Genomic DNA, 26103 nt, shown 5'->3' with positions numbered 1-26103 from the left:
AGCATAGGTATATTGCTTGCAAAATATGCTCTTTTGAGCATCTAATATTCTCAACTTTATTAATGAGCATCAAGGTAAGGAGAAATGAATGAGTGAATGGATAATAAATGCTGTCACGGGCTTGCCAGTAGAGTGGCGAGTATTCCTTCTTTCAATGCTACCCATTACAGAGCTTAGGGTAGCCATTCCTTTGGGAATTGCTTGGGGTATTGCTCCGATGACAAATTATATTTATGCGGTTGCTGGTAATATTTTGCCAGTACTACCAATACTACTATTTTTGGACCCAGCGATACGCATTCTATCTAAGAATGCGACGATGAAGCGGTTCATCGACCGGATTCTTAGTTCTGCTGAGCGAAAAAAAGAACGCTATGAAAAGTATGAAATCTTTGGGCTAACCGTTTTTGTAAGTATCCCAGCACCAGGTACCGGAGCCTGGACCGGGACCTTGCTAGCCTATCTTCTTAGGGTAAATCGCTTGAAGGCTTTTTTGGCCATATCGTTAGGGGTAATAGTAGTCGGTCTCTTAATGACAGGTATTTCTATGGGTATCCTTTCATTATCTGGAGAACATATTGTATTGGCGATAGGAGCAGGGCTTGCAATACTAGCACTCGGCATATGGCATCAGTCGAAACAATAGGGTTATCGCTAGGACAGTATTTAAAAACACAACAACAGACAAAACGATGAAAAGATAATATATTTTTTCCCAACATAGGCCAAGGGCCTATGTTTTTTTATACCTATTTTTATTGTACAAGACTTTTATAGTGGGCGAAGCAATAATAAATGTGGTGTAAAGTGGAGGAAAGTAGTATAATATTGGTAGAAAGTGGGGGTAAAAGATGTTTATTGGTGAATACCAGCATAGTTTGGACAGCAAAAATAGAATTATTATCCCCGCGAAATTTAGGGATGGGCTGGGTACTCACTTTGTGATGACCAAGGGAATGGACAATTCCCTATTTATCTATCCTATGAAGGAATGGAAAACCATTGAGGAAAAACTGAAAGCTCTATCTTTTACCAAAAAGAGCGTTAGAGATTTTCATAGGATGTTCTTTTCTGGCGCTATTGAGTGTGAACTCGATAAACAAGGACGGGTCACAATTTCTGCGAATTTGATTAAACATGCAAAGTTGCTCAAGGAGGCAACCATCATTGGAGTTTCTACTCGAGTTGAGTTATGGGCTACTGAAAACTGGAATGAGTATAATCAGTCGGAGAACATGGACTACGACTCCTTAGCAGAAAAGATGTCTGAGTTTGATTTAGATTTATAAAGGAGAATACGATGTTTCAACATACGACAGTACTCTTGCAAGAGACAGTGGATATGCTGAATGTCAAAAAAGGTGGGATTTATGTAGATTGCACCTTGGGTGGCGGTGGTCATTCTACTCTAATATTAGAGAAACTGAATGGCAGTGGCAGATTGATTGGATTAGATCAAGATCAAACAGCAATCGAAAATGCGAATAAGCGATTTATAAAAAACCCCAATTTCTTGGCAGTACGTTCAAATTTCAGAGATTTGGATGATGTACTTGAAAAGTTGGAAATAGATAAAGTAGATGGATTTTTGTTTGACCTAGGTGTTTCCTCCCCACAACTCGACCAAGGGGAGCGAGGATTTAGTTATCACTTGGAAGCTCCGCTGGATATGAGAATGGACCAACGCCAGACGTTGAATGCTGCAAATATTGTGAACAGCTATTCGGCTGAAAAACTGACAAATATCATATTTCGATATGGGGAAGAACGTTGGGCAAAAAGAATTGCAGAATTTATTGTTCAAGAAAGACAGATTAAGCCAATTCAAACTACGACAGATTTGGTGCGCGTTATCAAGATGGCTATACCCAAAAAAGTTAGGCAGGAGGGCGGTCATCCTGCGCGAAAAACGTTTCAGGCACTTAGAATCAGTGTGAATGATGAATTGGGCTCACTGGAAGCAGCACTTGAGAAAACAGTAGATTATTTGGCTCCGCATGGCAGACTGAGTATTATTACGTTCCATTCGTTGGAAGACCGACTGATAAAAGACTTTTTCAAACAACAAGCGAAAGGGTGCACCTGTCCTCCGGATTTCCCAATTTGCGTATGTGGAAATAAGCCAAAGCTTAGTATTGTGAACCGCAAACCAATCGTACCATCAGAAAAGGAATTATTAGACAACCGCAGGGCAAGAAGTGCTAAACTGCGGGGTGCTGAAAGGATTGAATCCTATGAATAGAAAGAAAAGCGGAAAACATGATGCTCCTAAAAGGAAAATCACAAAGTCTAAATCACCGGATTCTATTTTACGACGGAATAAATTGAAACTAGATACCTTGCTTCTAGTATTTCTAACCTTCGTTTGCTGCTTTTTTTACTTAGGTAGTATAGGAATTGTAGACGCTAGATATCAGGAACGGGCCTATTTACAAAATGAAATTGCGACTATTCAAACTGAAAATGAACGGTTGCGCTTAGAAATTGGTTATCTAGATTCTTTAGACTTAGTAGAGCAGAAGGCCATTGAAGAAATGAGCATGGTCACGCCCCAAAAAGAACAGTGCATACTGATTAACATGGCTTACACGGCACCAGAAGTATCACAAGAATCAAACTATCCATCCTTAGCGGATATTAGTGGAAATAATCAGGAGTTTCCGTTGCTAACTAGTGCACAACAGTCAATCAGTGATATACTGTTGAGGTGGAATTTCTAAGGAGAAATGATGGATGCGCTGTAAACATGACCGTATTACATTTGCTACTGTAACATTTATACTGTTGTTTTGTGTTCTTATATATAGATTGGCAAATTTACAAATCGTTCAAGGGCAGTCCTATAAGGAAACTGCCCTTAATAATCGTTTAAAAGAGGTAACCATAGAATCAAATAGGGGAGATATATTTGACCGCAATATGGAACTTTTGGCGACGAGTACCTATGGCGAATCTGTTGCGGTATTTCCAATAGAAATCAGCGAAAGCAAGTTTGATGTGCAACAAATGGCTGCCACGCTAGCAGAACTATTGGGGATGGATGAAGGAACTGTCTTCAAGAAGTTGACGAGCAACAGTAGTTTTGTGTGGCTAAAACGAAAGATTCCTTTTGAGACGGGTCCAAAGATTGAGGCCTATGACTTTCCAGGTGTAGAGTTATTTGAAGAAGCACAACGCTATTACCCAAAGGGTAGAACCGCTTCGCAGACCCTAGGCTTCGCTGGCCTTGACAATCAAGGGCTTTCGGGACTGGAACTCACCTATGATGAAATGTTGGTTGGTAAACCAGGAAAAATCAGTATTGAAACAGACTCACTAAATCGGGAGATTCCAGAAACAGTTCATTCTTATGAGGAACCGACCCAGGGACTCAACTTGCAACTGAGCATTAATTCTAATTTGCAGTATAAGGTCGAAAAACGAGCTGCTGAGCTCCTCCTTGGCGAAGAGGCTGAGAAAGTTACCATCGTTGTTATGAACGTAAAGAATGGAGAAATCTTAGCCATGACGGGCATGCCGGATTTCGATCCTGCAGATTATGGCAATTATCCAGCAGAGAATTGGCTGAACCCTGCAGTTCAAGAGGTCTATGAACCAGGTTCAACGTTTAAGCTGATGTCTGCAGCCGCCATGCTAGACGGTACGGATTTGGAAATAACAGATCATTTTTATTGTGACGGTTTTGCCAGTGCTGGTGGACTATCGATTAAATGTTGGCGCTACTATCGACCGCATGGTGATGAGACCTTTATGGAGGCTTTGGGGAATTCTTGCAATCCAGTATTTGTTGAAGCCGCGCTAAGAACCAAGGAAAAAAATGAGGGTCTACTATATGAATATTACAAGAAACTAGGATTTGGCCAAAAGACCAGTATGCCCTATGCAGCTCAAGCAGCGGGTATCATGCCTGAAGACAATAGAGATATCTACATTGCCACCTCGGCCATTGGTCAAGGCATAGCCGTTACACCAGTTCAATTGGCAGCGGCAGTATCTACTGTTATCGGGGATGGAACAAAAATCGAACCAGTACTCGTAAAGGCTATTTTAGATGAAAACGGTAATATCGTAGAAGAACATAGCGGAAGAACCAATACACAGGTTATCCAAATGGATACTGTGATGGATATGCGTAAAATGATGGAATACACAGTGACAGATGCGACGGGCAAAAATGGCGCTATTGAAGGCTACCGTACTGGTGGGAAAACAGGAACAGCTCAAAAACCTTCTGAATCAGGAGGGTATTATAAAGATAAATTTATCTGCTCATTTGTAGGAGTCGCGCCGATGGAAGATCCTGCAGTCGTCTGCATTGTGATTGTAGATGCACCATCTGACCCGGATGCTTCGGGAGGAAATACAGCTGGTCCAACTTGTGCCATGGTGCTTAAGGAATCCTTGGAACAGCTGGAAATTGCGCCAGATTACCAACAGATTTACAATTCTTCGGAAGAAACAGAATCCAATTCAACCGAGGAAATACCAGCTGTAGTGGCCGTGCCAGATTTGATTGGGACCAAAGTAGAAGTGGCGGCATCGACGCTCTTAGATATGAATTTAGAACCAGAGTATATTGAAGAGGGGAATATCGTTACCTATCAAGAACCAACGGTGGGCAGTCTCGTTGAAGAAGGAAGTATTGTTCAGCTTACGCTTTCACATATTGATGCCCTAGAGACAAAAATTATCGTTCCAGATATTAAAGGGCTTCGGGTATATCAGGCGATGGACCGATTAGACCAAGATGAGTTATTGATTTCTGTGGTGGGTGAAGGGATTATTTTGGAACAAGATCCCAAACCAGGCACCTTGGCCCCCAGAGGATCTACCGTTATAGTAACGTGTGGAAAGGAGTAATATGCAACTCGATCAATTATTAATAAACGTAGAACACAGTATCGTACACGGAAATACAGAAATGGAAGTCGAGGGTATTGCTTATGACTCCCGAAATGTTAGAGAAGGATATCTGTTTATAGCAATTAAAGGTCTAGTTGTGGATGGCCATGATTTTATTGAAAGTGCTATCCAAAATGGTGCCTCTGCAGTCATAGGAGAAGATAGGGCAAAACTGGAATCGTGTTCTGCTAAACGATGCTTGCATACGAAAAATTCCAGAAGAGCATTGGCAATTCTTTCCGCCAATTTCTTCGAGAATCCCTCTCAAAGTTTAGGCCTTATTGGCGTTACCGGAACCAATGGAAAAACTTCGACTACGATGCTACTGAAAACCATTCTTCGAACAGCTGGGCATAAGACTGGACTGTTTGGTACCATTGAGAATTCATTAGATGATGAAATTTTGCCGGCCCACCATACCACCCCAGAATCGCGGGAACTCCAAGAGATGCTTGGAATACTACGAAATAAGGGCGCAGAATATACAGTGATGGAGGTTTCGAGCCACGCATTGGCATTGGAACGAGTATATGGCTGTGACTTTCAGGTTGGTGTCTACACGAATTTAACCCAGGACCACTTAGATTTTCACCCAAATATGGAAGAGTATTTCCAAGCAAAGCTTAGCCTTTTTAAGCAGATTGATGAAATGGAAATAAAAAACCCAAAAGGTCGCTATATTGTACTAAATAATGACGATTCTTATTCCAAAAGAATAGCCGATACCGTATCATGTAAAGTGCTTACCTATGGGATTCATGCGGAATCTGACTATATGGCTAAGAATATTCACGTCGGCTTAAATGGCATAGATTTTGAATTAATCCATCCCTTGGGTTCCTTGCAAATGCATCTAAGGATGACAGGAGAGTTTACCGTGTATAATTGTTTGGCAGCGGTCGCCATAGCTCTTGAAGAGGGAATCGAAACTGATATAATTAAGAGGTCTTTGGCAGAAACCAAGGTTCCTGGTCGGTTTGAACCAGTCCAGGAAGGGCAGGACTTTGCTGTTGTGGTAGACTATGCCCATACTCCAGATAGCCTGCAGAATGCCATCCGTACTGCCAAACAGGTAGCGGAGCATCGCGTAATCAGCATCTTTGGTTGTGGCGGTGATCGTGACCGCAGCAAGCGATCTATTATGGGAAAAATTGGAACTGAAGAAAGTGACTATGCGATTATTACGTCGGATAATCCACGGACAGAAGAACCCACCGAAATCATCAAGGACATACTGGCAGGTGTAACCGTTCCAGCGAGAAGGTATGAGACGATTACTGATCGCAGAAAGGCTATTCAAAAGGGAATTGCCATGGCTAAAAAAGGTGACTTAGTGCTTATTGCTGGAAAAGGACATGAAGATTACCAAATTATAGGAACAAAAAAATATCCTTTTAGTGATTTACTAATTGCGAGAGAAGCGATCAAGGAGAGAGATGAGTAAAGAAAGAACCATAGGCACTGTGCGAGAAATTGCACAGCTGCTGGGGTGCGACAAGTATGAAGAATATGGGCGTGACCAGATTTCATCCGTAGTCACGGATAGTAGGGCTGTGGTACCAGGGGCCCTCTTTTTTGCTATCAGAGGAGAGCGAACGGATGGGCATCTATACCTAACGGATATCCTAAAAAAGGAAGGCTCCATAGCTATTGTAGAAAAAGGGCATAAAGCTTTAAAAGAATTGGATAAGTATAGCACACGACTGATTCCGGTGGAAAACGTGTTAGACGCTATGCACCAGCTTGCTAGGTGGTACAGAAAGAAATTCAATATTCCAGTCGTGGCGGTGACCGGTTCTAGTGGTAAGACTACCACGAAGGACATGGTCCGGGATGTTTTGTCACAGTCGTTTAAAGTTAAAGCCAACCATGGTAGTTTTAACAACGAGCTAGGTTTACCACTTACAATTCTAGGCCTGGCCCCGGAACATCAAGTACTAGTTTTGGAAATGGGTATGCGAGGGCTGGGACAGATTGAGAAGTTATGTGATATTGCCTTACCTACAATTGGCATTATAACCAACATAGGCTTGACGCATATGGAACTGTTAAAAACGCAAGAAAATATTTTTAGAGCGAAAACGGAGTTGCTCTTGTCTATTCCCCAGGATGGTATTTGTATTCTAAACGGAACAGACCAATGGACAAATAAAGCGAAAACAAAATGCAATGGACAGGTTCTAACCTATGGCTTTTCAGAATCGGATAGTATTCAAGCCAAAAACATACTTCAAGAGGGTACAAGCACAATTTTTGACGTTACGTACCAAAGTCAAAGCCATCAATGCCGTTTGCCACTTCTCGGCAAACACAATGTGCTTGATGCCTTAAGTGCCATACTAGTTGGACTTAAGATGGGAATGAGTCTAGATGTATGTGTCCATGGTATAGAAAATTTAAAGTTAAGTGACAAACGATTATCTTATCAAAAGGGGGTAGGAAACAGTCAGATTATCAATGACTGTTACAATGCCAATCCAGATTCGATGAGTGCATCATTAGGTATCTTAGAGATGCATCCAGGAAGAAAAATAGCCGTGCTTGCCGATATGCGAGAATTAGGAGAAATAGAACAAGAAGAGCATAGAAAGATTGGAAGAATGGCTGCTCAAAAAGGTGTAGCCCTGCTAGTTGGTGTGGGCCCCTTAGCCAAGTATATAGTAGAGGGAGCAAATGATTACAAGCCAGGCATGGCAATTCACTGTATCAATAATGATGAAGCAGCGGAGTATCTTTTGACGCAATTGAAACTGGGAGATACAGTGCTAGTCAAGGGATCAAGGAGCATGAAACTAGAAGAGATTATCGATAAGATTGTAAATGAGGACAATAATGAATAACCTTGAGATAAGAGGGTATCTGATAGCCGCTAGTCTGGCCCTACTTTGGGCTTTGGTAACAGGAAAAATTTTGATACCGTTTCTAACACACTTAAAATTTGGGCAAGAAATAAGATTGGATGGCCCCCAAGGGCATTTGAAAAAGGCTGGTACTCCAACCATGGGTGGCTTTATATTTATCATACCAATTGTTGTGCTTGCACTAGGATGCTATAGTAAACAATTAATCCCTATGATTGGCTTTATTGGCTTTGCCATACTGGGCTTTGCTGATGATTATTTAAAAATTCGCAAAAAAGAAAATGAAGGCTTAACACCAAAACAAAAATTCATAGGACAGTTAATTCTTGCTATCGTACTATCACTGGCGCTGGCTGGACAGTCATCCGACTACCTATATTTGTTTAGTAGAACCTGGGTTGTGGATTCATTTTGGATAAAATTCGCGATAGATATCCTGGTGCTACTTGCGGTACCGAATGCTTTGAATTTGACGGACGGCCTAGATGGTTTGGCAGCAACAAGTAGCCTTCCTGTTTTTCTGGCCATGGCATTTATTGCCACACGCTTTGGGAATGTCTCCTTGGCAGGCGTAGCAGTTATTGCCGTTGGTGCTCTTTTGGGATTTCTTTTTTACAACCGATATCCAGCCAAGGTGTTTATGGGTGACACCGGGTCATTGGCCTTAGGCGGCTTGATCGGAGTGATGGCGATTCAAATGGGACTGGAACTTCTGCTGATTATTCTTTGTGGCCTGTTTGTAAGTGAGACGCTATCGGTTATCTTACAGGTGATGTATTTTAAATATTCTGGGGGGAAACGTCTTTTTCTCATGAGTCCAATACATCATCATTTTGAGTTGAAAGGTTGGACGGAAGTAAAGATTGTTGGTGTGTTCTTTTTGGTATCACTAGTATTTTGCCTACTGGGTGTTCTTATTATTTTATAAGGATTGGTAATGGAGGATAAACGGACATTATGAAGAAGCAGAAAATATTGGTTCTCGGGATGGGCAAAAGTGGCTTAGCTGTGGCGAATCTACTAAGCCGTTCGGGTGCCGATGTTGATTTATATGATGAAATTAAGAGGGGCGAGGCAGATCTAAATCAATTATCTGTTAAGCAGAAGAATCTGAATTTGTTTTTTTCAGATGATTCTTTCAATGTTGAAGCTACAAAATATAATTTTTGCGTAATTTCTCCTGGGATTTCGTTGGACCGCCCTATTGTTAGGCAAATACAGTCGCAAGGGATAGAATTGCTTGGAGAAATGGAACTCTCAACACGATATTTTCCTGGAAACTATGTTGCTGTAACTGGTACCAATGGAAAATCCACCACGACTACCTTGGTAGATCATATCTTGAAAGGTGCAAAGAAAGATTCCTTGATGGCTGGCAACATTGGCGATCCACTTTCTTTATTGGTTGACCAAGCAAAGGAAGATACCATTGGTGTTTTTGAAGTTTCTAGCTATCAACTGGAAACAGTTCGTCAATTCCATCCAGTGGTGGCAGCCATCACCAACATAACAGAAGACCATTTGGCTCGTCATAAAACGATGGAAAAATACATAAAACTTAAGAAAAGAATTTATTTAAATCAAACAGATTCAGATTATACGGTTTTGAATTATGATGATTCAGAACTTAGAATGATGGCTGGTGAAACCAAAGCAAAGGTGCTTTTTTTCAGTACCAAGCAGCATGTGGAGGGCGCTTATTTAGAGGAAGAGGTTTTGTGGCTGCGGCGGGGAAATCATGTGGCTTCCATTATGCCTAGAAGTGAGCTAAAACTTCCTGGAAAACACAATGTTGAAAATGCACTTTGTGCGATCTGTATCTGCCATGCTTTGGGATTGAATACCATGGAAATTGCAGAAGGAATTCGAAGCTTCAAGGGTGTAGAGCATCGACAAGAAGAGGTTTGCAGTATTGATGGTGTTCGGTATATAAATGACTCAAAGGCTACTAATTCTGATTCAGCCATGATGGCATTGAATAGTTATAATTCTAAAGTATTTATACTGTTGGGTGGAAGTCCTAAAAAAGCAGACTATTCCCAGTTGGCTAAGACTATTGTAAGTAGAGATGTAGAGGTAATTCTCTTTGGTCAGACAAAAGATGAAATTGCTGAGGCTCTTGAGAAAGCTGGCATGAGTCGCTATTATAAGGTAAATGAGATGCTTGAAGCGGTTCTACTAGCTAGAAAGAAAGCCAAAAGGGGCGATATAGTACTGCTGTCACCAGCCTGCCCAAGTTTTGACTTTTTCCGCAATTTTGAGCACCGCGGTGAGGCCTTTAAGGAGATCGTGCATGGTATCGAAAAAGGAAGTATCCAATAAAAAAAATCCAGATTTCCTCATGATTTTATCTATCATGATCCTGTTAATATTTGGCTTGCTGATGGTATTTTCTTCGAGCTCATTAGGCGGTGGAAGCCTAGGGGATGAGGGAAAGATTTTTTATTACTTTAGCCAGCAGCTTAAATGGGCGATACTGGGACTTTTTGTATTTTTCATTGCCATGTTTTTGCCACTTACGCTCGTAAAGCGTTTTACCCCTTTGTTTTGCCTATTTGTGTTGGGTACTTTGATTGCAGTGCTCTATATCGGTGTTGGGGCAGAGGAGTATGGAGCAGCTAGATGGATGTTTATTGGTCCCGTCCGTTTTCAACCGTCAGAGCTTGCTAAACTTGCTATGGTGTTTTTAATGGCTGGCATTTTAAGTAGCTGGAAGGAAAATATTCGGAAATTTTGGCCCAATTTTTTGGTAGCGATACTGATTATTGGCCTAATCTCTGGATTAGTCTTGGCGGAGCCTGATTTGGGAACGACCTTTATGATTGCGACCACTGGCTTTTTTATGCTTTTTATTGCTAAGTCGAAAATTATGCATTTGGGTATGATGGGCTTTGGTGGTTTAGGATTAGGAATCCTAACTATTTCGAAGAGTGCCTACCAGATGCGCCGGTGGGAGATTTTTAAGAACCCTAAGCTGGAACCACTAGACGGTGGATACCAAATCCTACAAGGGTTGTATGCTATCGGATCTGGGGGAATACGTGGACTAGGTTTAGGCAATAGTAGACAAATCTATTGGGTACCTCAGCAACATACGGATTTTATATTTGCTATACTTGCAGAGGAAACGGGTTTCATAGGAGCCAGCTTGGTAATTGCCATGTTTATCCTATTTACATATCGTGGATTTAGTATTGCCAAAAAAGCACCCAGTCTTTACATGCGCTATTTGGCTATTGGGTTAACCTACCTTATATCCATGCAGGGATTTATCAATATTGCTGTTGTGACGAATATGATTCCTACAACGGGCATTACCTTGCCATTCATCAGTTATGGCGGTACATCCCTTTTGATTACGCTAGCGGCATCGGGACTAATTTTAAATGTTTCCAGATATTCAGAGGAGAGTTGATATGCAGCAAAATTGCATTGCAGTAACAGGTGGAGGAACAGGAGGCCATATTTACCCTGCTATTTCAGTAGCAGAAGCCCTAATGGGACGAGGCGATTTGGAGATTTGTTATCTCGGGAGTCGCGGTGGAATGGAAGAAAAAATTGTAAGTCAAATGGGCTATTGTTTTATTCCGGTGAGCGCTGCTGGTGTTATGAATAAGAGCGTTCGAAAACAGTTAAAAGCATTGCACCAAGCTTTCATTGGTATCGGAGAGGCTAGGTCCATCTTAAAGCAAAAACAACCCAAGCTAATTTTTGCAACAGGTGGTTATGTGAGTTTACCTGTCATTGTGGCCGGCTGGACATTGGGCATTCCTGTGGTACTGCATGAGCAAAATGCTTTTCCAGGATTGGTAAACAGACTAGGCAGTCTGTTTTCTAAGAATATTTGTGTAACTTTTGTGGAAAGCAAAGCACATTTTTGGAAAAAGAAGGGTATTATACATACGGGGCTTCCAATTCGGGGTGCCTTTCATAGACAAGCAGAAGGAAGCAGCAAAAAAGATAAGGATGGGATTACGATCTTGGTTTCTGGCGGTAGCCAAGGAGCCAAGCCCATAAATGATGCAGTGCTTGCAGCGTCAGCAGATTTAATATCTGATGGATACCGAATGATTCTCTTAACAGGTGAAAAAAACTACCTAATCGTAGAAGAACAGCTTAAGGAGCGCTTTTCGGGGACAATACCAACCCAAATAAAATTGCTATCCTTCAGCGATGATATGCCAAAGCTGATGCACCAAGCAGACTTGGTGATTTCACGTGCAGGCGCTTCATTTTTAGCAGAAATGAATGCAGTGGGTCTAACAGGGATTTTAATACCATTTCCCCACGCTGCTTCAGACCACCAAAGATTTAATGCACAGGCTGAACAAGAAGCGGGTGCAGCGCTACTATTAGAAGAAAAAGAATTGAGCGCTGAAAAACTAATCAATACCATTAAGACTTTTAACAAAGAAACGATAGAGCGGATGTCTGCATCATCCCAATCCTATGCACAAATTAATGCAGTAGACAGGATCATGGAGGTCCTAGCACCATATTTATAATCGAAGAACTGTAACAAGAAAAGCGGGGAAACAATGAAAACCTGGTATTATATTGGAATAGGTGGATGCGGCATGGCTGCATTAGCAAAAATTTATATAGAAAAGCAAGATATCGTCCGGGGTTCAGACATGATGGAATCTCCAGTTATAGAGCGCTTACGTAAGCAAGGCGCCATTATTAACATTGGACATAATGCTGAGCATATTACTGAAGATATCGATTATGTGGTGGTATCTACGGCGATTCGTGAGAACAATGCGGAATATGTGCGCGCCAAAGAAATGGGTATACCAATATTGCACCGTTCCCAAGTACTGCAAATGTTGACTGAAGAAAAAAAATCAGTAAATATTGCTGGCTCCCATGGTAAGACGACGACTAGTTCTATGCTAAGCTCATTGCTTATGCAGTCTTCAATTGATGCCACGTGCGTTGTTGGTGGATATATGGAACGGATGCAAGGCAATGGCATTTATGGAAAAGGAAAATATATGGTCGCCGAAGCGGATGAATCCGATGGGTCTTTTTTGAATCTACACTCCCATATCGCGGTCGTTACCAACATAGAAAATGACCATCTAGAACATTATGGAAACATGGAAAACATGGAAAATGCTTTTAATGCGTTTCTTTTTGCCACAGACGAGCCCGGCATTGCGGTTTTGGGAATTGACTGTCCTAGGGTAAGACGCTTGGCGCAAGGTTTAGATAAGAAAATTACCTTTGCCTTGGATGAACCAGCAGACTATACTGCGAAGAATGTGCATTATGTAAAAGGGCGCCAAGTATTCGACATACAATATGATCAAGAGATTATCGCAACCTTATCGATTCATATGCCGGGACGCCATAATGTACTAAATGCACTTTGTGCATATATCTGCGCAAGGTACATAGGACTTGAGTCTGAGGAAATTAGTCAATATTTTTTAAATTACCTTGGTGTGGGTCGGCGTTTTCAATTAAAAGGTAAAGAATCCGGTGTTACAGTAGTAGATGACTATGCACATCATCCATCAGAAATTGGTTCTTTGTTAAGGGGAGCAAGGGAAATTGGCTTTAAGCGTATTATTGGTTTGTTTCAACCGCATCGATATTCAAGAACAAAACAGCTGATGCAAGAATTTGCTGACGTGTTGACACTCTGCGATATTGCTTATGTTTCGGATATATATTCAGCGGGTGAGGAGAGTATACCAGGAGTCAGTAGTCAAAAATTAGTTGAGTTATGCAAGAAAAACAATGTGACCTATATTGGGACCATCGAAGAGATGGCCATGGCTGCAATCAAAGAGGCAGAGCCAAACGATCTGATTTTGACTATCGGCGCTGGAAATATCACAGAAATTGGTGACGCCATAGTAGCCAACATGCAATTTTGCCATAGGACAGGTCTCAACGCTGGGATTAAGAAGCTAGTTTCTTTGAATAGTTGGCACGTGGGGGGGACTAGTGCAATATTCCTTGAACCGAAAAATGAAACGGAACTAGTAGAAATAAGTGGTCTGGTGGATGAGAAATGGATTATTCTGGGCAACGGTTCAAATGTACTATTTTCCGATGATTTGTTGACAAGGCCTTTGGTTCATATTGGAAGTGCTTTATCCAAATGGAAGTTGGATGGAGATTGCATGGTTGCCCAAGCAGGTATATCAATGGCCTTACTGTCTCAGAAAGCCATGCTGGAAGGCCTTAGCGGGCTGGAGGCTTTATCTTGTATACCAGGCACACTGGGTGGGGCGATATATATGAATGCAGGTGTTAAGGATGTCTGCATCTGGGATTTGGTAGAGCAGGTTCGAGTGGCCGATAAGGGTCGAATCCATAACCTTTCCTGTACAGAGGCAAATGCCACATACCGGCATACAAAGTTCATGGATAATACGATACCAACAATAGTATTGGATGTTCGCCTTAGAATGTACAAAGACGATGTGAGCAGAATTGAAGGTCGTATGAAGGCGGCCAAAAAGATGCGTAAAACTCAACCGTCTGGTTTTAGTGCTGGTAGTACTTTTAAAAATCCACCGGGAAAGAGTGCCGGACAGCTCATAGAAGAATGTGGTCTGAAAGGCTATAAGGTTGGGGATGCGCAAATATCTAGCGAACACGCCAATTTTATCATTAACTTGGGTAATGCTAGTGCGAAAGATATTTTGAGTTTGATTAAGATTTGTCAGAATAGGGTTCTAGAACAATTTGGAATTTCCTTGGAAACAGAAGTGCTTCTTATCGACTATCGTATATGAAGGACCGTTGATATCTGATATAATGGGAGGAAGTTATGGGGAAGCACAAAAGAAAATTAAATATTTGGCTTGTCCTATTGATTTTCGTAATCCTAGTAGTGTCTTGGCTGTATCTTAAAGATTATACGGCCAAAGTATTCAAGGTGAAAGAAATCCGGTTGGAAGGCATTGAACAGATTGACCGAGAGGACCTTGTCATTCTTAGTGGCATTGAGTTGGGAGAGGCCTTGTGGAAGATTCCTGCAGCTGGCATTGAGGAAAAATTGAAAAGCCACGTCCTAATTAAGGATGCCTTGGTGGTACGGGTAGTTCCTGATGCTGTTAACATTCAAATCTGGGAACGAAAAGCCAGTCTTTTAATGGCTAGCAACGGCCGATTCGTGGTTTTGGATTCTGACGGAGTGGTCATGGAAGTGGTTCGTACCTTACCGGTGGAACATTTAGCTTATTATGCAGGTACTTCATTGGATGAACCTGTTTATCTTGGACAGAAAATTGTGGAAAAGGAGACCCAAGAGGTCTTGGCTTTTCAACAAAAGATTCCCGAAAGCTATAGATACTTAGTCTATGAGATTGAACCGATGCTAAACACTTGGAATATTTATTTAGAGGACGGGCTAAAGATTTCGTTAGGACAAGATGAGCAAATTGAGAAAAAATTGGAACTCTTAGTAGGATTATTGCAAGACTCTGAATTGATGGAGCGTTATCCTGAAATCCAATATTTCGATTTATCGGATCCAGAAAAGCCTGTTGTTAAATATGAATAGAGGTAATGTATGAAAAAGATTTTTATCCCATTGCTGGGACTGTTGGCAGGGATTCTCATTGGGACACGCTTTCCCTTAGAGATACCGGCTTCAGTGAGTAAATATGTAGCACTAGCTGCCTTGGCAGCGCTAGATACAGTTGTGGGCGGAGCTAAGGCTGGAATGCAGTCAAGATTTGACTACAAGATATTCCTATCAGGTTTTTTAATCAATGGATTGGTAGCAGCTTCAATTGCCTATATGGGTGATAAACTGGGCGTTGAGTTGTATATGGCGGCCATCGTAGCTTTCGGTGTCCGAATTTTCCAAAACGTATCAACACTGAGAATCTTGATTATCGAAGGAAGAAAAGAGAAATAGAAAAGGAGCATGACATGCTGGAATTCGAAGATGTAAGTTTTGAACAATATGCAACCATAAAGGTTGTCGGAGTCGGTGGCGGTGGATCCAATGCCATCAACCGGATGATCGAGGCGGGTCTGCAGGGAGTGGAATTCATTGCAATTAACACAGATGCTCAGGCACTACAGATGTCAAGAGCATCAAAGAAGATACAAATAGGAATGAAATTAACCAGGGGATTGGGTGCTGGTGCGAATCCTAATGTTGGTTTGGCTGCAGCGGAAGAAAGCAGTGATGAGATTAACAAAGCATTGCAAGGTGCCGACATGGTTTTTATTACCTGTGGTATGGGTGGAGGTACCGGAACTGGTGCTGCTCCTGCTGTAGCTAGGATAAGTAAAGAACTAGGTGCGTTGACAGTAGGTGTTGCGACGAAACCGTTCCGCTTTGAAGGAAACCGTCGGGGACGTTTTGCCGACCAAGGCATAAAGAATTTTCAAGAAGAAGTGGACACGCTGATTACAATCAAGAACGATCGACTACTAGAAATAGCGGATAAAAATACACCAATGACGGCTGCTTTTTGCATGGCGGATGATGTACTGCGCCAAGGGGTTCAGGGTATTTCCGACTTGATTGTGGTTCCGGCCATGATTAACCTTGACTTTGCGGATGTGCGGACCATCATGAATGAACGTGGCTCTGCCTTAATGGGTATCGGTGTTGCAAAAGGGGAGAACAGAGCAGAAGCGGCTGCCAAGATGGCTATTTCCAGTAAATTGTTGGAAACCAGCATTGAAGGAGCCAAAGGGGTTTTGCTTAACATCACAGGTGGCGAAGATATGACAATCTTTGAAGTGAGTCAAATTGCTGATTTGGTAACCGAGGCCACGGATGAAGATGCCAACATTATTTTCGGTGCTCAGGTAAACAAGGACATGGATGAGGAAATCAAGGTTACCGTTATTGCGACAGGATTCAACACCGAAGCAGAAGTGGTTCGGACGATTGAAGCACCGGTAAGCAAAAGCAAACCAGAAACAGAATTGCTGAGCCAAGGAGAAAGGGATTTCGCTAAGAAAAGTAACGAGAACCCATTTGGAGCGAAGACAATTGACTTTGCAGACTTTCTTGAAAAACTGTAGTAACAGGAGAAAATCATGAAATGTATCTATTGTGGGCATGAGGATTCCAAAGTATTGGATTCCAGGCCAGTTGAAGATAATCAAGCCATACGAAGAAGGCGGGAATGTTTGAAATGTGGCCGTCGTTTTACAACGTATGAGCGAGTTGAAAATGTACCCTTGGTTGTAGTTAAAAAGGATGGCACCAGGGATATTTTTAACCGGAATAAGCTGTTGACTGGATTGTTGAAGGCCTGTGAAAAACGTGAGATTTCTTTGGAAACTTTGGAGAAAACAGCACTCGAGATTGAACGGGAGTTCATGAACGATTCTGAACGGGAAATTAGCAGCATAAAGATTGGTGAAAAGGTGATGGAAAAACTCAAAGGCATCGATCCTGTAGCTTATGTTCGTTTCGCTTCAGTCTATCGTGAGTTTAAAGACGTAGAGACATTCATGACTGAACTTGAAAGCTTGGTAGAAAAAAGGCACAATGAAAAATGATGGATGAAATAATAGTTAAAAAAGATGGCTTTGCTTGGATACAAGCTGAGCCATTGTTGCAAAAAGGGCTATTGCATGGTTTTAGCACTCGTTTAGGTGGAACGAGTAGAGGTTTTTATGAAAGCTTGAATTTAGGCCTTCATGTAAATGATGTTCAAGAAAGAGTGCTGAAAAACCGGGAAGCTTGGGCTAGTGCCCTGGGATTTGATCTTGATAAGAGTGTTTGGGGCGAGCAGGTACACGGAAGCAATTCAGTCTATGTTACGAAAGAACATTGCGGTCGTGGAGCTAGAACCTTTGCTAGTACAATGCCAGGTGTAGATGCACTGTTCACCAATCAACCGGGTATACCGCTGGTAGCCGTTTTTGCGGATTGTGTACCAGTCCTATTGTATGACCGTTCAGCAGGCTGCATAGGTGTCGTACATGCAGGTTGGAGGGGTATAGTGGCCCACAATACAGAAAGAACCATAGAAGGCATGGAAACGCTTGTGGGCGTTAAACGGGAGAACCTACAAATCTATGTAGGACCTTGTATTAGTCAAGACTATTATGGGGTAGATGAAAATGTGAAAAGACGATTTGAAGACGCAGGGTATGGAAAAAATATTGCAGAACGAAACGGGTTGCATTATATTGATTTGAGAAACTGTCTCGCCGAGGCATTGCTTGAATTTGGTATAGCAAGAAAGAATGTATGCGTTTCTACGCATTGTACCTATAGAGAGGAAACCTTGTTTTTTTCACATAGGAGAGATAAGGGACAAACTGGCAGGATGGCAGGAGTCATAATGATGGATTGGAGAGAAATAGAAAAATGAGCATCAAGGAAAACTTACAAATTGTGCAGGAAAAAGTAAATCAGGCCATTGAACGTTCTGGCCGGGATGCATCTGAAATTACCTTGATTGGGGTGACCAAAAACCATCCAGTGGAACCCATGAGAGAGCTGATCGATTTGGGTATCCGAGACCTGGGTGAGAACAAGGCACAAGAAATTCGAGAAAAATACCCAGTACTTGAGCGTGAGGCCAATTGGCATTTTATCGGACATTTACAAAAAAACAAGGTAAAGTACATCATCGACAAGGTATGCATGATTCATGCAGTTGAGAGTCTGTCGTTGGCTGAGGAAATATCCAAACGAGCATTGAAACTTGATAAGGTGATGCCGATTTTACTTGAAGTAAACATATCAGGTGAGGAAAGTAAGTATGGACTCACACCGACGGATGTGCCAGAATTTCTAGAGCAAGTTGAGCAATTAGCAGGTGTAAAGGTTCGCGGACTTATGACTATGGCACCTCATTATAAAGAAATTGAAAAAACAAGACCTGTTTTTAAAGGATTAAAAACACTGCTTGACGAATTGAACGAGAAGGGGAAAGAATTGGATGTCCTATCGATGGGGATGAGCAACGATTATGCAATCGCTATTGAAGAAGGTGCAACACACATACGCGTAGGTACTGCAATTCTCGGGAAAAGAGATTATTCGAAATAGGGAGGTATACGATGGCTAAGTTTATTGATGGAATCACTTCGGCTTTGGGCTTGGAGGTTGTTGATGATAAGGAAACCGATGAAATGGAAGAATCTGTGTATGGAGACGTCAAGGTGCTCAGCAAAGGAAAGCCTAAACAAAAAAGACGTGTAGCCAGTGAACCGTCGATTCCCGTAGTGGACCCTGAATCACCAGCAGAGGATTTCTTTCGAAATGGTAGACAAAAGATTCACACGATGAAGCTGTTTATTGTTGAACCAGATAATTTTGACCAGGTTCGTGAGGCGGCTGATTTTCTGAAAGAAAAAAAGGCCATCATCATCAATTTGGAAGAAGTTGAGTATGAAGATGCCAGAAAGATTATTGACTTTATGTCTGGTAATATCTATGCCTTGGGTGGGACAGTACATAAAATCAGTGCAGGTATTATTCTCTTTGCACCAGATACCTTAGGTGTAGAGTCTCTAAAGAAGAAGCAGGATACAGCAGACAAGAGTGCACCGGAAATAGAAAAAATTACTGGAACCAAACCATCAGGACCTATCGAAGAAGAAGGAGAATTTTAGGACTATGATAACCAACCAGAGAATTGGTTTCATTGGTGGCGGTAAAATGGCGGAGGCCATCATTGCTGGTATCACTGAGAAACGACCTGAGCTTGAAGTATATGTTTATGATATTGATGAAAAAAGGATTATTATTCTTGAAGAAAGTTATGGCGTAAAGGCTGTTTCTTCCATTGATGCCTTGCTTCAAGAGAGTTCCGTAGTTTTGCTGGCAGTGAAACCCCAGGTATTGGGAAAAGTGCTTGAAGGAAGTCAACAACTTTTCACAGAAAACCATTTGCTTATTTCTATAGCGGCGGGTATTCCTCTGTCAAAGATACAATCTTTAGCTCAAGAATCTAGGGTCATACGGGTTATGCCCAACACACCAGCATTGATTGGTCAAGCTTCAAGCGTGCTATGCACCGAGACAGCAAATGATGCAGACAAAGAGCTAGCCACGGACATCTTCCTATCTGTCGGTCACGCGTATTGGATGGAAGAAAAGTATTTTGATTCTGTTACTGCAATTTCGGGCAGCGGTCCTGCATATATCTATTTGTTTATAGAAGCACTAATTGACGCAGGTGTAAATCAAGGTCTGCCACGTGATATAGCACGAAAGCTTTCAATCGATACAGTGATTGGTAGTGCTATGATGGTGGATGTGACTGGGAAACATCCTGCTGAGTTAAGAGACATGGTAACCTCGCCGGGTGGAACAACCATTCGAGCAGTAGAGATTTTTGAGGAATTGGGATTGCGTAATGCAGTCATCAAAGCGGTTGCAGCTGCGGCCCAAAAATCTAAGGAATTGGGAGAATAGAATGATACGAGATTTTGTGCAGTTTGCTTTCAATGTGTTGACATGGTTAATTGTCGCAAGAGCCATATTAAGCTGGTTACCGAATGCTAGAAGTAACCGGTGGTATCGTAGTTTGGTTGAATTGACAGAAACCTTTATATCACCGATTCGGAAACTATTGCCTGCTAATAACAGTATGATCGATATTGCGCCGATGGTTACAATCGTTATTATCATTTTGTTGGAAAATTTGGTAATGGGCATACTTTAGTATGATGGATAAACGTTTGAATCATATCAAAGATTCTGCCGATAGACAGATACTGTCCCGTGTCCTAGACCTTGCAGAGAAGGCTATGGTAAGTAAGAAAATTGTTTATTCAGACTTTTTATCGCCACTACATGTATCAATGGCAGAAGATATTATACGAGGCATGCCAGGCCTTTCTGTGAGCAGCTCTGGTGGATACCTAGAGGCAGAAAGAAAGATACTTTCCATCTACCCGGATTTTAAAAATGAGCCACAAACGTATCCGATACAGATTTACCGCGTTGCAGTTAAATCTGGGAACCCATCGTTGTCGCATAGGGACTATCTAGGTTCTATCATGGGCTTGGGCATTGTACGTGAGAAACTCGGAGATATTGTAGTGATTGACGAGATGAGCGCTGCTGTGATTGTGCAGGAAGAAATGGCAGATTTCTTATGCATGAACTTAACGAAGATAGCCAGGGCAAATGCTAGTTTGAAACAGATTGATACAGTAGATTCTTCATGGATTGATTACCAAGAAAATGTATGTACAGTAACTAGTCTGAGACTTGACTTGATCGTAGCTCAAGGTTTTCATATACCAAGAAATAAAGCAGAAAAACTGATTCGAGGTGAGTCGGTAAAAGTGGACTGGAAAACTGTGAACAAGCCAGGTTGTCAAGTAAATGCAGGGAGCATGATATCTTGCAGGGGATATGGACGTGTGGCTTTCATGGAACAGATTGGGAAAAGTAAAAAAGGAAAGAATCAGGTAAAACTGAGAAGATATCGATAGACGTTGGAGGAAAAAATGAATCATATCAAACCGGAAGATATTCAAAAAGCCAGTTTTCATACGGGAGCACTAGGATATAAAAAGGAAGAAGTGGATAGCTATTTAGAGGAATTGTCTATTTCTGTACAGGCCATGTGCAGGGAGATTGAGGAGCTAAAAGCAGATATTTCGGAACAGGCTGAAAGAATAGACAATTACCGTAATTTAGAGGAAGATCTGAAGAATACCTTTATCCTTGCCCAACAATCAGCCGGTGAAATTCGTGAGAATGCAGTCAAAGAAAGCGAAATGCTGATTAAAGAAAATGAGCTTAAAGTAGAAAAGATTTTGGTGGATGGCCAAAAAGAAATAGACGAGATGGAAGCATATTATGCTCAGTTAAAGCGTAAGGTTAGCAACCATAAGACGAAGATGAAGGCAGATTTGAAGACGCTTCTAGATATTCTAGAGGAGGAAGCTGAAGAAGAGGAAGAATAATCATCGGATAGGCTTTGACAATAATGGCCGATGTGTTATAATTTTGAAGAAATATAGATAAGAAATAAATGCGATGATAAAGACGTACCTTGTTCATTTACTTGCAGAGCGAGTCCAGGAAGGTGGAAGCTGGGCCAAGAGAAGAAGGGAAAATCACTTTGGAGCAGAGTTCTGAAATTGACAGTAGGAACCTCCGGGCGGTACCGTTATGCCGATGTACACTTAGGGTGGTATAGCGAGTAGAACTCGTCCTTTTGGACGGGTTTATTTTTTTTGAATTATGAAAGACCATGAAAGGAGTAATTAGATGGAATACGATAAGACGATGAATCTACCAAAAACAGAATTTCCAATGCGGGCCAATTTACCGAAACGGGAACCAGAAACGTTGGATTGGTGGGAGCAACAAGATATTTACAAGTTGGTACAGGAAAAGAATCAAGGCAGGGAAAAATGGATCTTGCATGATGGGCCTCCATATGCCAATGGTGATATTCATTTAGGTACGACACTCAATAAGATTCTTAAGGATATTATTGTAAAATATAAATCTATGAGTGGTTATGACGCTCCGTACATTCCTGGTTGGGATACCCATGGTCTCCCCATTGCTCAACAGGTTACGAAAACACTAGGAATCAATCGCCATGAGGTTGGAAGCGTAAACTTCAGGAACGAGTGTGCAAAATATGCCATGAAATTTGTGGATATCCAGCGTAATTCCTTTAAACGTTTGGGTGTACGTGCAGACTGGGAGAATCCTTATCTGACGCTTACCAAAGAATATGAGGCCTCCCAAATTAAGGTTTTTGGTGAAATGGCTGACAAAGGATATATCTACAAGGGCCTTAAGCCAGTCTACTGGTGCAAATCTTGTGAGACCGCGTTAGCAGAAGCAGAGGTGGAGTACCATGATCACAGATCACCGTCCATCTATGTGAAATTTAAAGTAAAAGATGGAAAAGGTAAGTTGCCAGAAGATAATACGTATATCGTAATTTGGACAACTACACCTTGGACTTTGCCAGCAAACGTGGCTATTTCCTTGCATCCGGACTATGAGTATGAGTTGCTGCAGTTTGGTGATGAAAAGTATCTTATGGCAAAAGAGTTAAAGGATAACGTAATTGCTGAATGCGAGCTAACTACTCCGGAAGTACTGGGTACTTTTAAAGGTAGTGAACTAGAATATGTAGTGGCTGAAAATCCTTTGTTGGATCGTGAATCATTGGTACTCAATGGAGATCATGTAACCTTGGAAGCTGGTACTGGTTGTGTTCATACTGCACCGGGACATGGTCTTGAAGACTATGAAGTGTGTAGAAAATACGAAGGGCTGCCTGTGATTTCGCCATTGGACGACCAAGGTGTATTCACCGAAGAAGGCGCACAGTTTGCAGGCATGACAACCGATGAAGCCAACAAAGCAGTGACCAAGGAATTGGAAGAGAAAAAGGCTTTATTAAACCTGATTTTCATAAAACACCAATATCCTCATTGCTGGCGTTGTAAGACACCCTTACTGTATAGAGCGACAGAACAGTGGTTTGCTTCTATAGAAGGATTCCGCAAAGAAGCCTTGAACGCAATTGAAAATGATGTTGAGTGGATTCCATCCTGGGGTAAGGATAGGATTTACAACATGGTGGCTGACAGATCTGACTGGTGCATTTCCAGACAGAGAATTTGGGGCGTGCCTATTCCAATTTTCTTCTGCAAAGATTGTGGCGAAGCCATTATCGATAAAAATGTAATCAATCACATTGAAGGACTCGTAAGAGAGCACGGCTCCAATATTTGGTTTGATAAACCAGCTGAAGAACTAGTACCTAAGGGTTTAACTTGTCCGTCTTGTGGAGGAAGTACCTTCCGCAAGGAAACAGATATTATGGATGTATGGTTCGACTCCGGTTCAAGCCATGAGGCAGTCTTGATGAATCGCAAAGAGCTTCAAAGACCTGCAGATTTGTATCTAGAAGGTAGCGACCAGCATCGTGGTTGGTTTAATTCTTCCTTGTCTACATCAATTGCAACCAATGGAAAAGCACCATACAAAGCAGTTTTAACGCATGGCTATGTTGTGGATGGTAAGGGACGAAAAATGTCCAAGTCTGTTGGTAATGGAGTTGATCCCAAGGATGTAATCAAACGCATGGGTGCGGATATCTTGAGGCTTTGGGCTGCTTCAGCAGATTACAAAAAAGACATTTCGGCTTCAGATGAAATCTTTAAGCAAATGACTGAGATGTACCGCAAGATTCGTAACACTGTTCGTTTTGCCTTGGGTAATCTATATGACTATGATCCAAACAAAAACAAGGTAGAATACGATCAATTGCGGGAAATAGACCAATACGCATTATTAAGAATGAACACCATGATTGCTAAGGTTATTAAGGCCTACGACAATTACGATTTCTATATGGTACTACAACATATCCACAACTACTGCGTGCTGGATTTGAGTGCCCTATACATGGATGTTATTAAGGATAGAGCGTATGCTTCCGGTAAGGAGTCTGTAGAAAGAAGAGCTATACAGACTGTGTTACACAAAATTGTATACAACCTTACCATCTTGTTAACACCAATTTTGGCCTATACTACAGAAGAAATCTGGAATTATATTCCGAAGGAAGCAGGAGAACCGGTTAGTGTTCAACTTTGCGAATTTCCAGAAATAGATTCACAATATGATAACGAGACGCTTCGTACGAAGTTTAATACTGTGTTAGAATTAAGAGAAGAAGTCAACAAGGCATTGGAATTAGCGAGAGGCGACAAAAAAATTGGTAATGCCTTGCAAGCTGAAGTAATCCTATATGTAGACGGAGAGATTAAAGACTTTGTTGAAAGCTGTAAGGATGATTTGGCCACTTGGTTTATTGTATCTCAGGTCCGCATCTTGAACCTATCTGATGCACCAGATGATGCATTAGATGCAATGAATATGAAAGACTTAAAATGTAAAATTGAACCAGCGAAGGGCGAAAAATGCGAAAGATGTTGGATTTATTCTGAAGAATTGGGAACGAACCCTGAGCATCCTACACTATGCCCACGCTGTACGAAAGTAATTACGGAAGGGGAGTAATGATGAAGGAAATGAAGGTAGTATTGGGCGTAAGTAACCATCACCTGCACTTGTCAAGAAAAGACATGGATGTATTGTTTGGTGAAGGTGCTGAATTGCACAATATTAAGGATTTAGGACAACCAGGACAATATGCATGTGATGAAACAGTAACCATAGAGGGACCGAAAGGTTCCATCGAGAGAGTCCGCGTACTTGGACCTTTTCGTTCAGCCACCCAAGTGGAGATTTCGGTTACAGATTCCTTTAAGTTGGGTGTACCTGCTGTGGTGCGGGATTCCGGTATACATGAAGGAACCCCGGGTCTTAAGCTGATTGGCCCGAAAGGTGAAGTAACCCTGACACAAGGCGTACTTGTAGCTGCTAGACACGTACACTTGCATACTTCTGAAGCAAAGGAATTCGGTGTAGAAGATAAGCAACATGTAACTTTGACTACAGAAGATGAATACCGTCCTATGGTGTATGGCAACGTCTTGGTTAGAGTAAGCGACCAATATGCGGCAGAATTGCATCTGGACGTAGATGAAGCCAATGCTGGTATGTTGAAAACCGGCATGATGGTTACAATTAGTAAATAGCAACAATAGAATAGGAATGATTGATAAAAACGGTATAGCAAATGCTATACCGTTTTTTTACTGAAGAATCATTTTGGATGTTTGAGTAAGGATACTATATACTTACCTAGTAGAAAAAATTGTACATAATAAGTGATGCTTTTGATGATTACATCAAAAAATAGACGATGTCATAGTGTGAAAAAGAAAGGCTAGAAACGGAATAAGGCTGTTTTACCGCAGGTTACTTATGGAACTTTATACAAAAATGCTTGTTTAACCATTTCCTTTTTGTTCGTTTTTACACATGAGCGAAGCCCTGAAATATGATACAATAAGCGATAGAATGGAGGCAGAATGATAAGTATATTCTTGGTACTGGGCCTATTGGCCTTGGATCTTTTTACAAAATATTTGGTGAGTCAATCACTTGTTCTATACCAAAGCATACCGGTAATCAAGGGATGGCTACATATTACATTTGTGCACAATACCGGGGCCGCATTTAGTATGCTTGAGGGAAAACTCTTGCTGTTCCAAATCTTTACAATTCTAGCCATATTGGGCTTGGGTATTGTGGCCTATTCTATGAGAAAAGACCGGATTACCTACTATATTATCTTAGTGACCTTGGCTGGAGCACTAGGAAATCTCTATGATCGAATTCGATTTGGTTATGTTCGAGATTTCATTGATGTCAAATTTTTTGCCGTATTCAATGTTGCGGATATTTTTATAGTTTTAGGTATGATTGCTTTGGTGGCTAGATTGCTGTATTTGGAAAAGAAAAAGGATGAAAAAGTAAATTGAT

Annotated in this window: 26 protein-coding genes; all 26 read left to right on the top strand. The window is 41.5% G+C overall.

The annotated features are described in order from the left end of the window. Positions 1-154: 154 nt before the first annotated feature. The 26 genes from JR334_04250 to lspA all read left to right on the top strand — a co-directional run bounded on the left by JR334_04250 (position 155) and on the right by lspA (position 26102). Positions 155-646 (top strand): small multi-drug export protein, encoded by a 492-nt coding sequence (locus JR334_04250; protein QRN86854.1) that lies wholly within the window; start codon positions 155-157, stop codon positions 644-646. A gap of 205 nt (positions 647-851) precedes the next feature. After that, a complete protein-coding gene (gene mraZ, locus JR334_04245) occupies positions 852-1289 on the top strand; it encodes a division/cell wall cluster transcriptional repressor MraZ (protein QRN86442.1) in 438 nt (145 codons plus the stop codon). 11 nt (positions 1290-1300) lie between these two features. Next, the gene (gene rsmH, locus JR334_04240) at positions 1301-2242 is read left to right on the top strand and encodes a 16S rRNA (cytosine(1402)-N(4))-methyltransferase RsmH (protein QRN86441.1); all 942 of its coding nucleotides are present in this window, start codon (positions 1301-1303) and stop codon (positions 2240-2242) included. Next, positions 2235-2720, top strand: coding sequence for a hypothetical protein (locus JR334_04235; protein QRN86440.1), 486 nt, complete (start codon positions 2235-2237; stop codon positions 2718-2720). The genes rsmH and JR334_04235 overlap by 8 nt, the downstream gene beginning before the upstream one ends. A gap of 13 nt (positions 2721-2733) precedes the next feature. Then, complete coding sequence (locus tag JR334_04230) at positions 2734-4860, top strand: PASTA domain-containing protein (GenBank protein QRN86439.1); 2127 nt, start codon at positions 2734-2736, stop codon at positions 4858-4860. Between the two features lies 1 nt (position 4861). Beyond that, complete coding sequence (locus JR334_04225; GenBank protein QRN86438.1) at positions 4862-6346, top strand: UDP-N-acetylmuramoyl-L-alanyl-D-glutamate--2,6-diaminopimelate ligase; 1485 nt, start codon at positions 4862-4864, stop codon at positions 6344-6346. Next, positions 6339-7742 (top strand): UDP-N-acetylmuramoyl-tripeptide--D-alanyl-D-alanine ligase, encoded by a 1404-nt coding sequence (locus tag JR334_04220; protein QRN86437.1) that lies wholly within the window; start codon positions 6339-6341, stop codon positions 7740-7742. Before JR334_04225 ends, JR334_04220 begins: the two co-directional genes overlap by 8 nt. Then, positions 7735-8691 carry a phospho-N-acetylmuramoyl-pentapeptide-transferase gene (locus tag JR334_04215; GenBank protein QRN86436.1) on the top strand — a complete coding sequence of 319 codons (957 nt, stop codon included), beginning with the start codon at positions 7735-7737 and terminating at the stop codon, positions 8689-8691. The genes JR334_04220 and JR334_04215 overlap by 8 nt, the downstream gene beginning before the upstream one ends. A 29-nt stretch (positions 8692-8720) precedes the next feature. Then, positions 8721-10085 (top strand): UDP-N-acetylmuramoyl-L-alanine--D-glutamate ligase, encoded by a 1365-nt coding sequence (gene murD, locus JR334_04210; protein ID QRN86435.1) that lies wholly within the window; start codon positions 8721-8723, stop codon positions 10083-10085. Next, a complete protein-coding gene (locus JR334_04205) occupies positions 10057-11178 on the top strand; it encodes a cell division protein FtsW (GenBank protein QRN86434.1) in 1122 nt (373 codons plus the stop codon). Before murD ends, JR334_04205 begins: the two co-directional genes overlap by 29 nt. Position 11179: 1 nt before the next feature. Then, complete coding sequence (gene murG, locus JR334_04200) at positions 11180-12268, top strand: undecaprenyldiphospho-muramoylpentapeptide beta-N-acetylglucosaminyltransferase (protein QRN86433.1); 1089 nt, start codon at positions 11180-11182, stop codon at positions 12266-12268. A gap of 72 nt (positions 12269-12340) precedes the next feature. Next, positions 12341-14518 (top strand): UDP-N-acetylmuramate--L-alanine ligase, encoded by a 2178-nt coding sequence (gene murC, locus JR334_04195; GenBank protein QRN86432.1) that lies wholly within the window; start codon positions 12341-12343, stop codon positions 14516-14518. Between the two features lie 35 nt (positions 14519-14553). Further along, on the top strand, positions 14554-15288 hold the full coding sequence (locus JR334_04190; protein ID QRN86431.1) for an FtsQ-type POTRA domain-containing protein: 735 nt from the start codon (positions 14554-14556) through the stop codon (positions 15286-15288). 9 nt (positions 15289-15297) lie between these two features. Beyond that, on the top strand, positions 15298-15648 hold the full coding sequence (locus JR334_04185) for a small basic family protein (protein QRN86430.1): 351 nt from the start codon (positions 15298-15300) through the stop codon (positions 15646-15648). A gap of 14 nt (positions 15649-15662) precedes the next feature. After that, positions 15663-16775: a cell division protein FtsZ gene (gene ftsZ / locus JR334_04180; GenBank protein ID QRN86429.1), complete on the top strand. Its 1113-nt coding sequence runs from the start codon at positions 15663-15665 to the stop codon at positions 16773-16775. Between the two features lie 15 nt (positions 16776-16790). After that, complete coding sequence (gene nrdR, locus JR334_04175; protein QRN86428.1) at positions 16791-17258, top strand: transcriptional repressor NrdR; 468 nt, start codon at positions 16791-16793, stop codon at positions 17256-17258. Next, on the top strand, positions 17258-18079 hold the full coding sequence (gene pgeF / locus JR334_04170) for a peptidoglycan editing factor PgeF (protein QRN86427.1): 822 nt from the start codon (positions 17258-17260) through the stop codon (positions 18077-18079). Before nrdR ends, pgeF begins: the two co-directional genes overlap by 1 nt. Continuing rightward, a complete protein-coding gene (locus tag JR334_04165) occupies positions 18076-18762 on the top strand; it encodes a YggS family pyridoxal phosphate-dependent enzyme (GenBank protein ID QRN86426.1) in 687 nt (228 codons plus the stop codon). The genes pgeF and JR334_04165 overlap by 4 nt, the downstream gene beginning before the upstream one ends. Positions 18763-18773: 11 nt before the next feature. Beyond that, on the top strand, positions 18774-19328 hold the full coding sequence (locus JR334_04160; protein ID QRN86425.1) for a cell division protein SepF: 555 nt from the start codon (positions 18774-18776) through the stop codon (positions 19326-19328). A gap of 4 nt (positions 19329-19332) precedes the next feature. Then, positions 19333-20133 (top strand): pyrroline-5-carboxylate reductase, encoded by an 801-nt coding sequence (gene proC / locus JR334_04155; GenBank protein QRN86424.1) that lies wholly within the window; start codon positions 19333-19335, stop codon positions 20131-20133. Between the two features lies 1 nt (position 20134). Beyond that, positions 20135-20383 carry a YggT family protein gene (locus JR334_04150; protein ID QRN86423.1) on the top strand — a complete coding sequence of 83 codons (249 nt, stop codon included), beginning with the start codon at positions 20135-20137 and terminating at the stop codon, positions 20381-20383. A 1-nt stretch (position 20384) separates the two neighbouring features. Then, entirely contained in the window at positions 20385-21161 is a 777-nt protein-coding gene (locus tag JR334_04145) for an RNA-binding protein (protein ID QRN86422.1), read from the top strand. A 15-nt stretch (positions 21162-21176) separates the two neighbouring features. After that, complete coding sequence (locus tag JR334_04140) at positions 21177-21638, top strand: DivIVA domain-containing protein (GenBank protein ID QRN86421.1); 462 nt, start codon at positions 21177-21179, stop codon at positions 21636-21638. Between the two features lie 307 nt (positions 21639-21945). Further along, the gene (gene ileS, locus JR334_04135; protein ID QRN86420.1) at positions 21946-24732 is read left to right on the top strand and encodes an isoleucine--tRNA ligase; all 2787 of its coding nucleotides are present in this window, start codon (positions 21946-21948) and stop codon (positions 24730-24732) included. Further along, positions 24732-25313 carry a phosphate propanoyltransferase gene (locus JR334_04130; protein QRN86419.1) on the top strand — a complete coding sequence of 194 codons (582 nt, stop codon included), beginning with the start codon at positions 24732-24734 and terminating at the stop codon, positions 25311-25313. Before ileS ends, JR334_04130 begins: the two co-directional genes overlap by 1 nt. A gap of 339 nt (positions 25314-25652) precedes the next feature. After that, positions 25653-26102 carry a signal peptidase II gene (gene lspA / locus JR334_04125; GenBank protein QRN86853.1) on the top strand — a complete coding sequence of 150 codons (450 nt, stop codon included), beginning with the start codon at positions 25653-25655 and terminating at the stop codon, positions 26100-26102. The last annotated feature ends 1 nt before the right edge of the window (position 26103 follow it).

The organism is Clostridia bacterium (assembly GCA_016887505.1).
GTDB lineage: Bacteria > Bacillota > TC1 > TC1 > UBA5767 > UBA5767.
The sequence above is the reverse complement of the archived record's forward strand: the minus strand, read 5'-3'. Positions and strand labels throughout refer to the sequence as shown.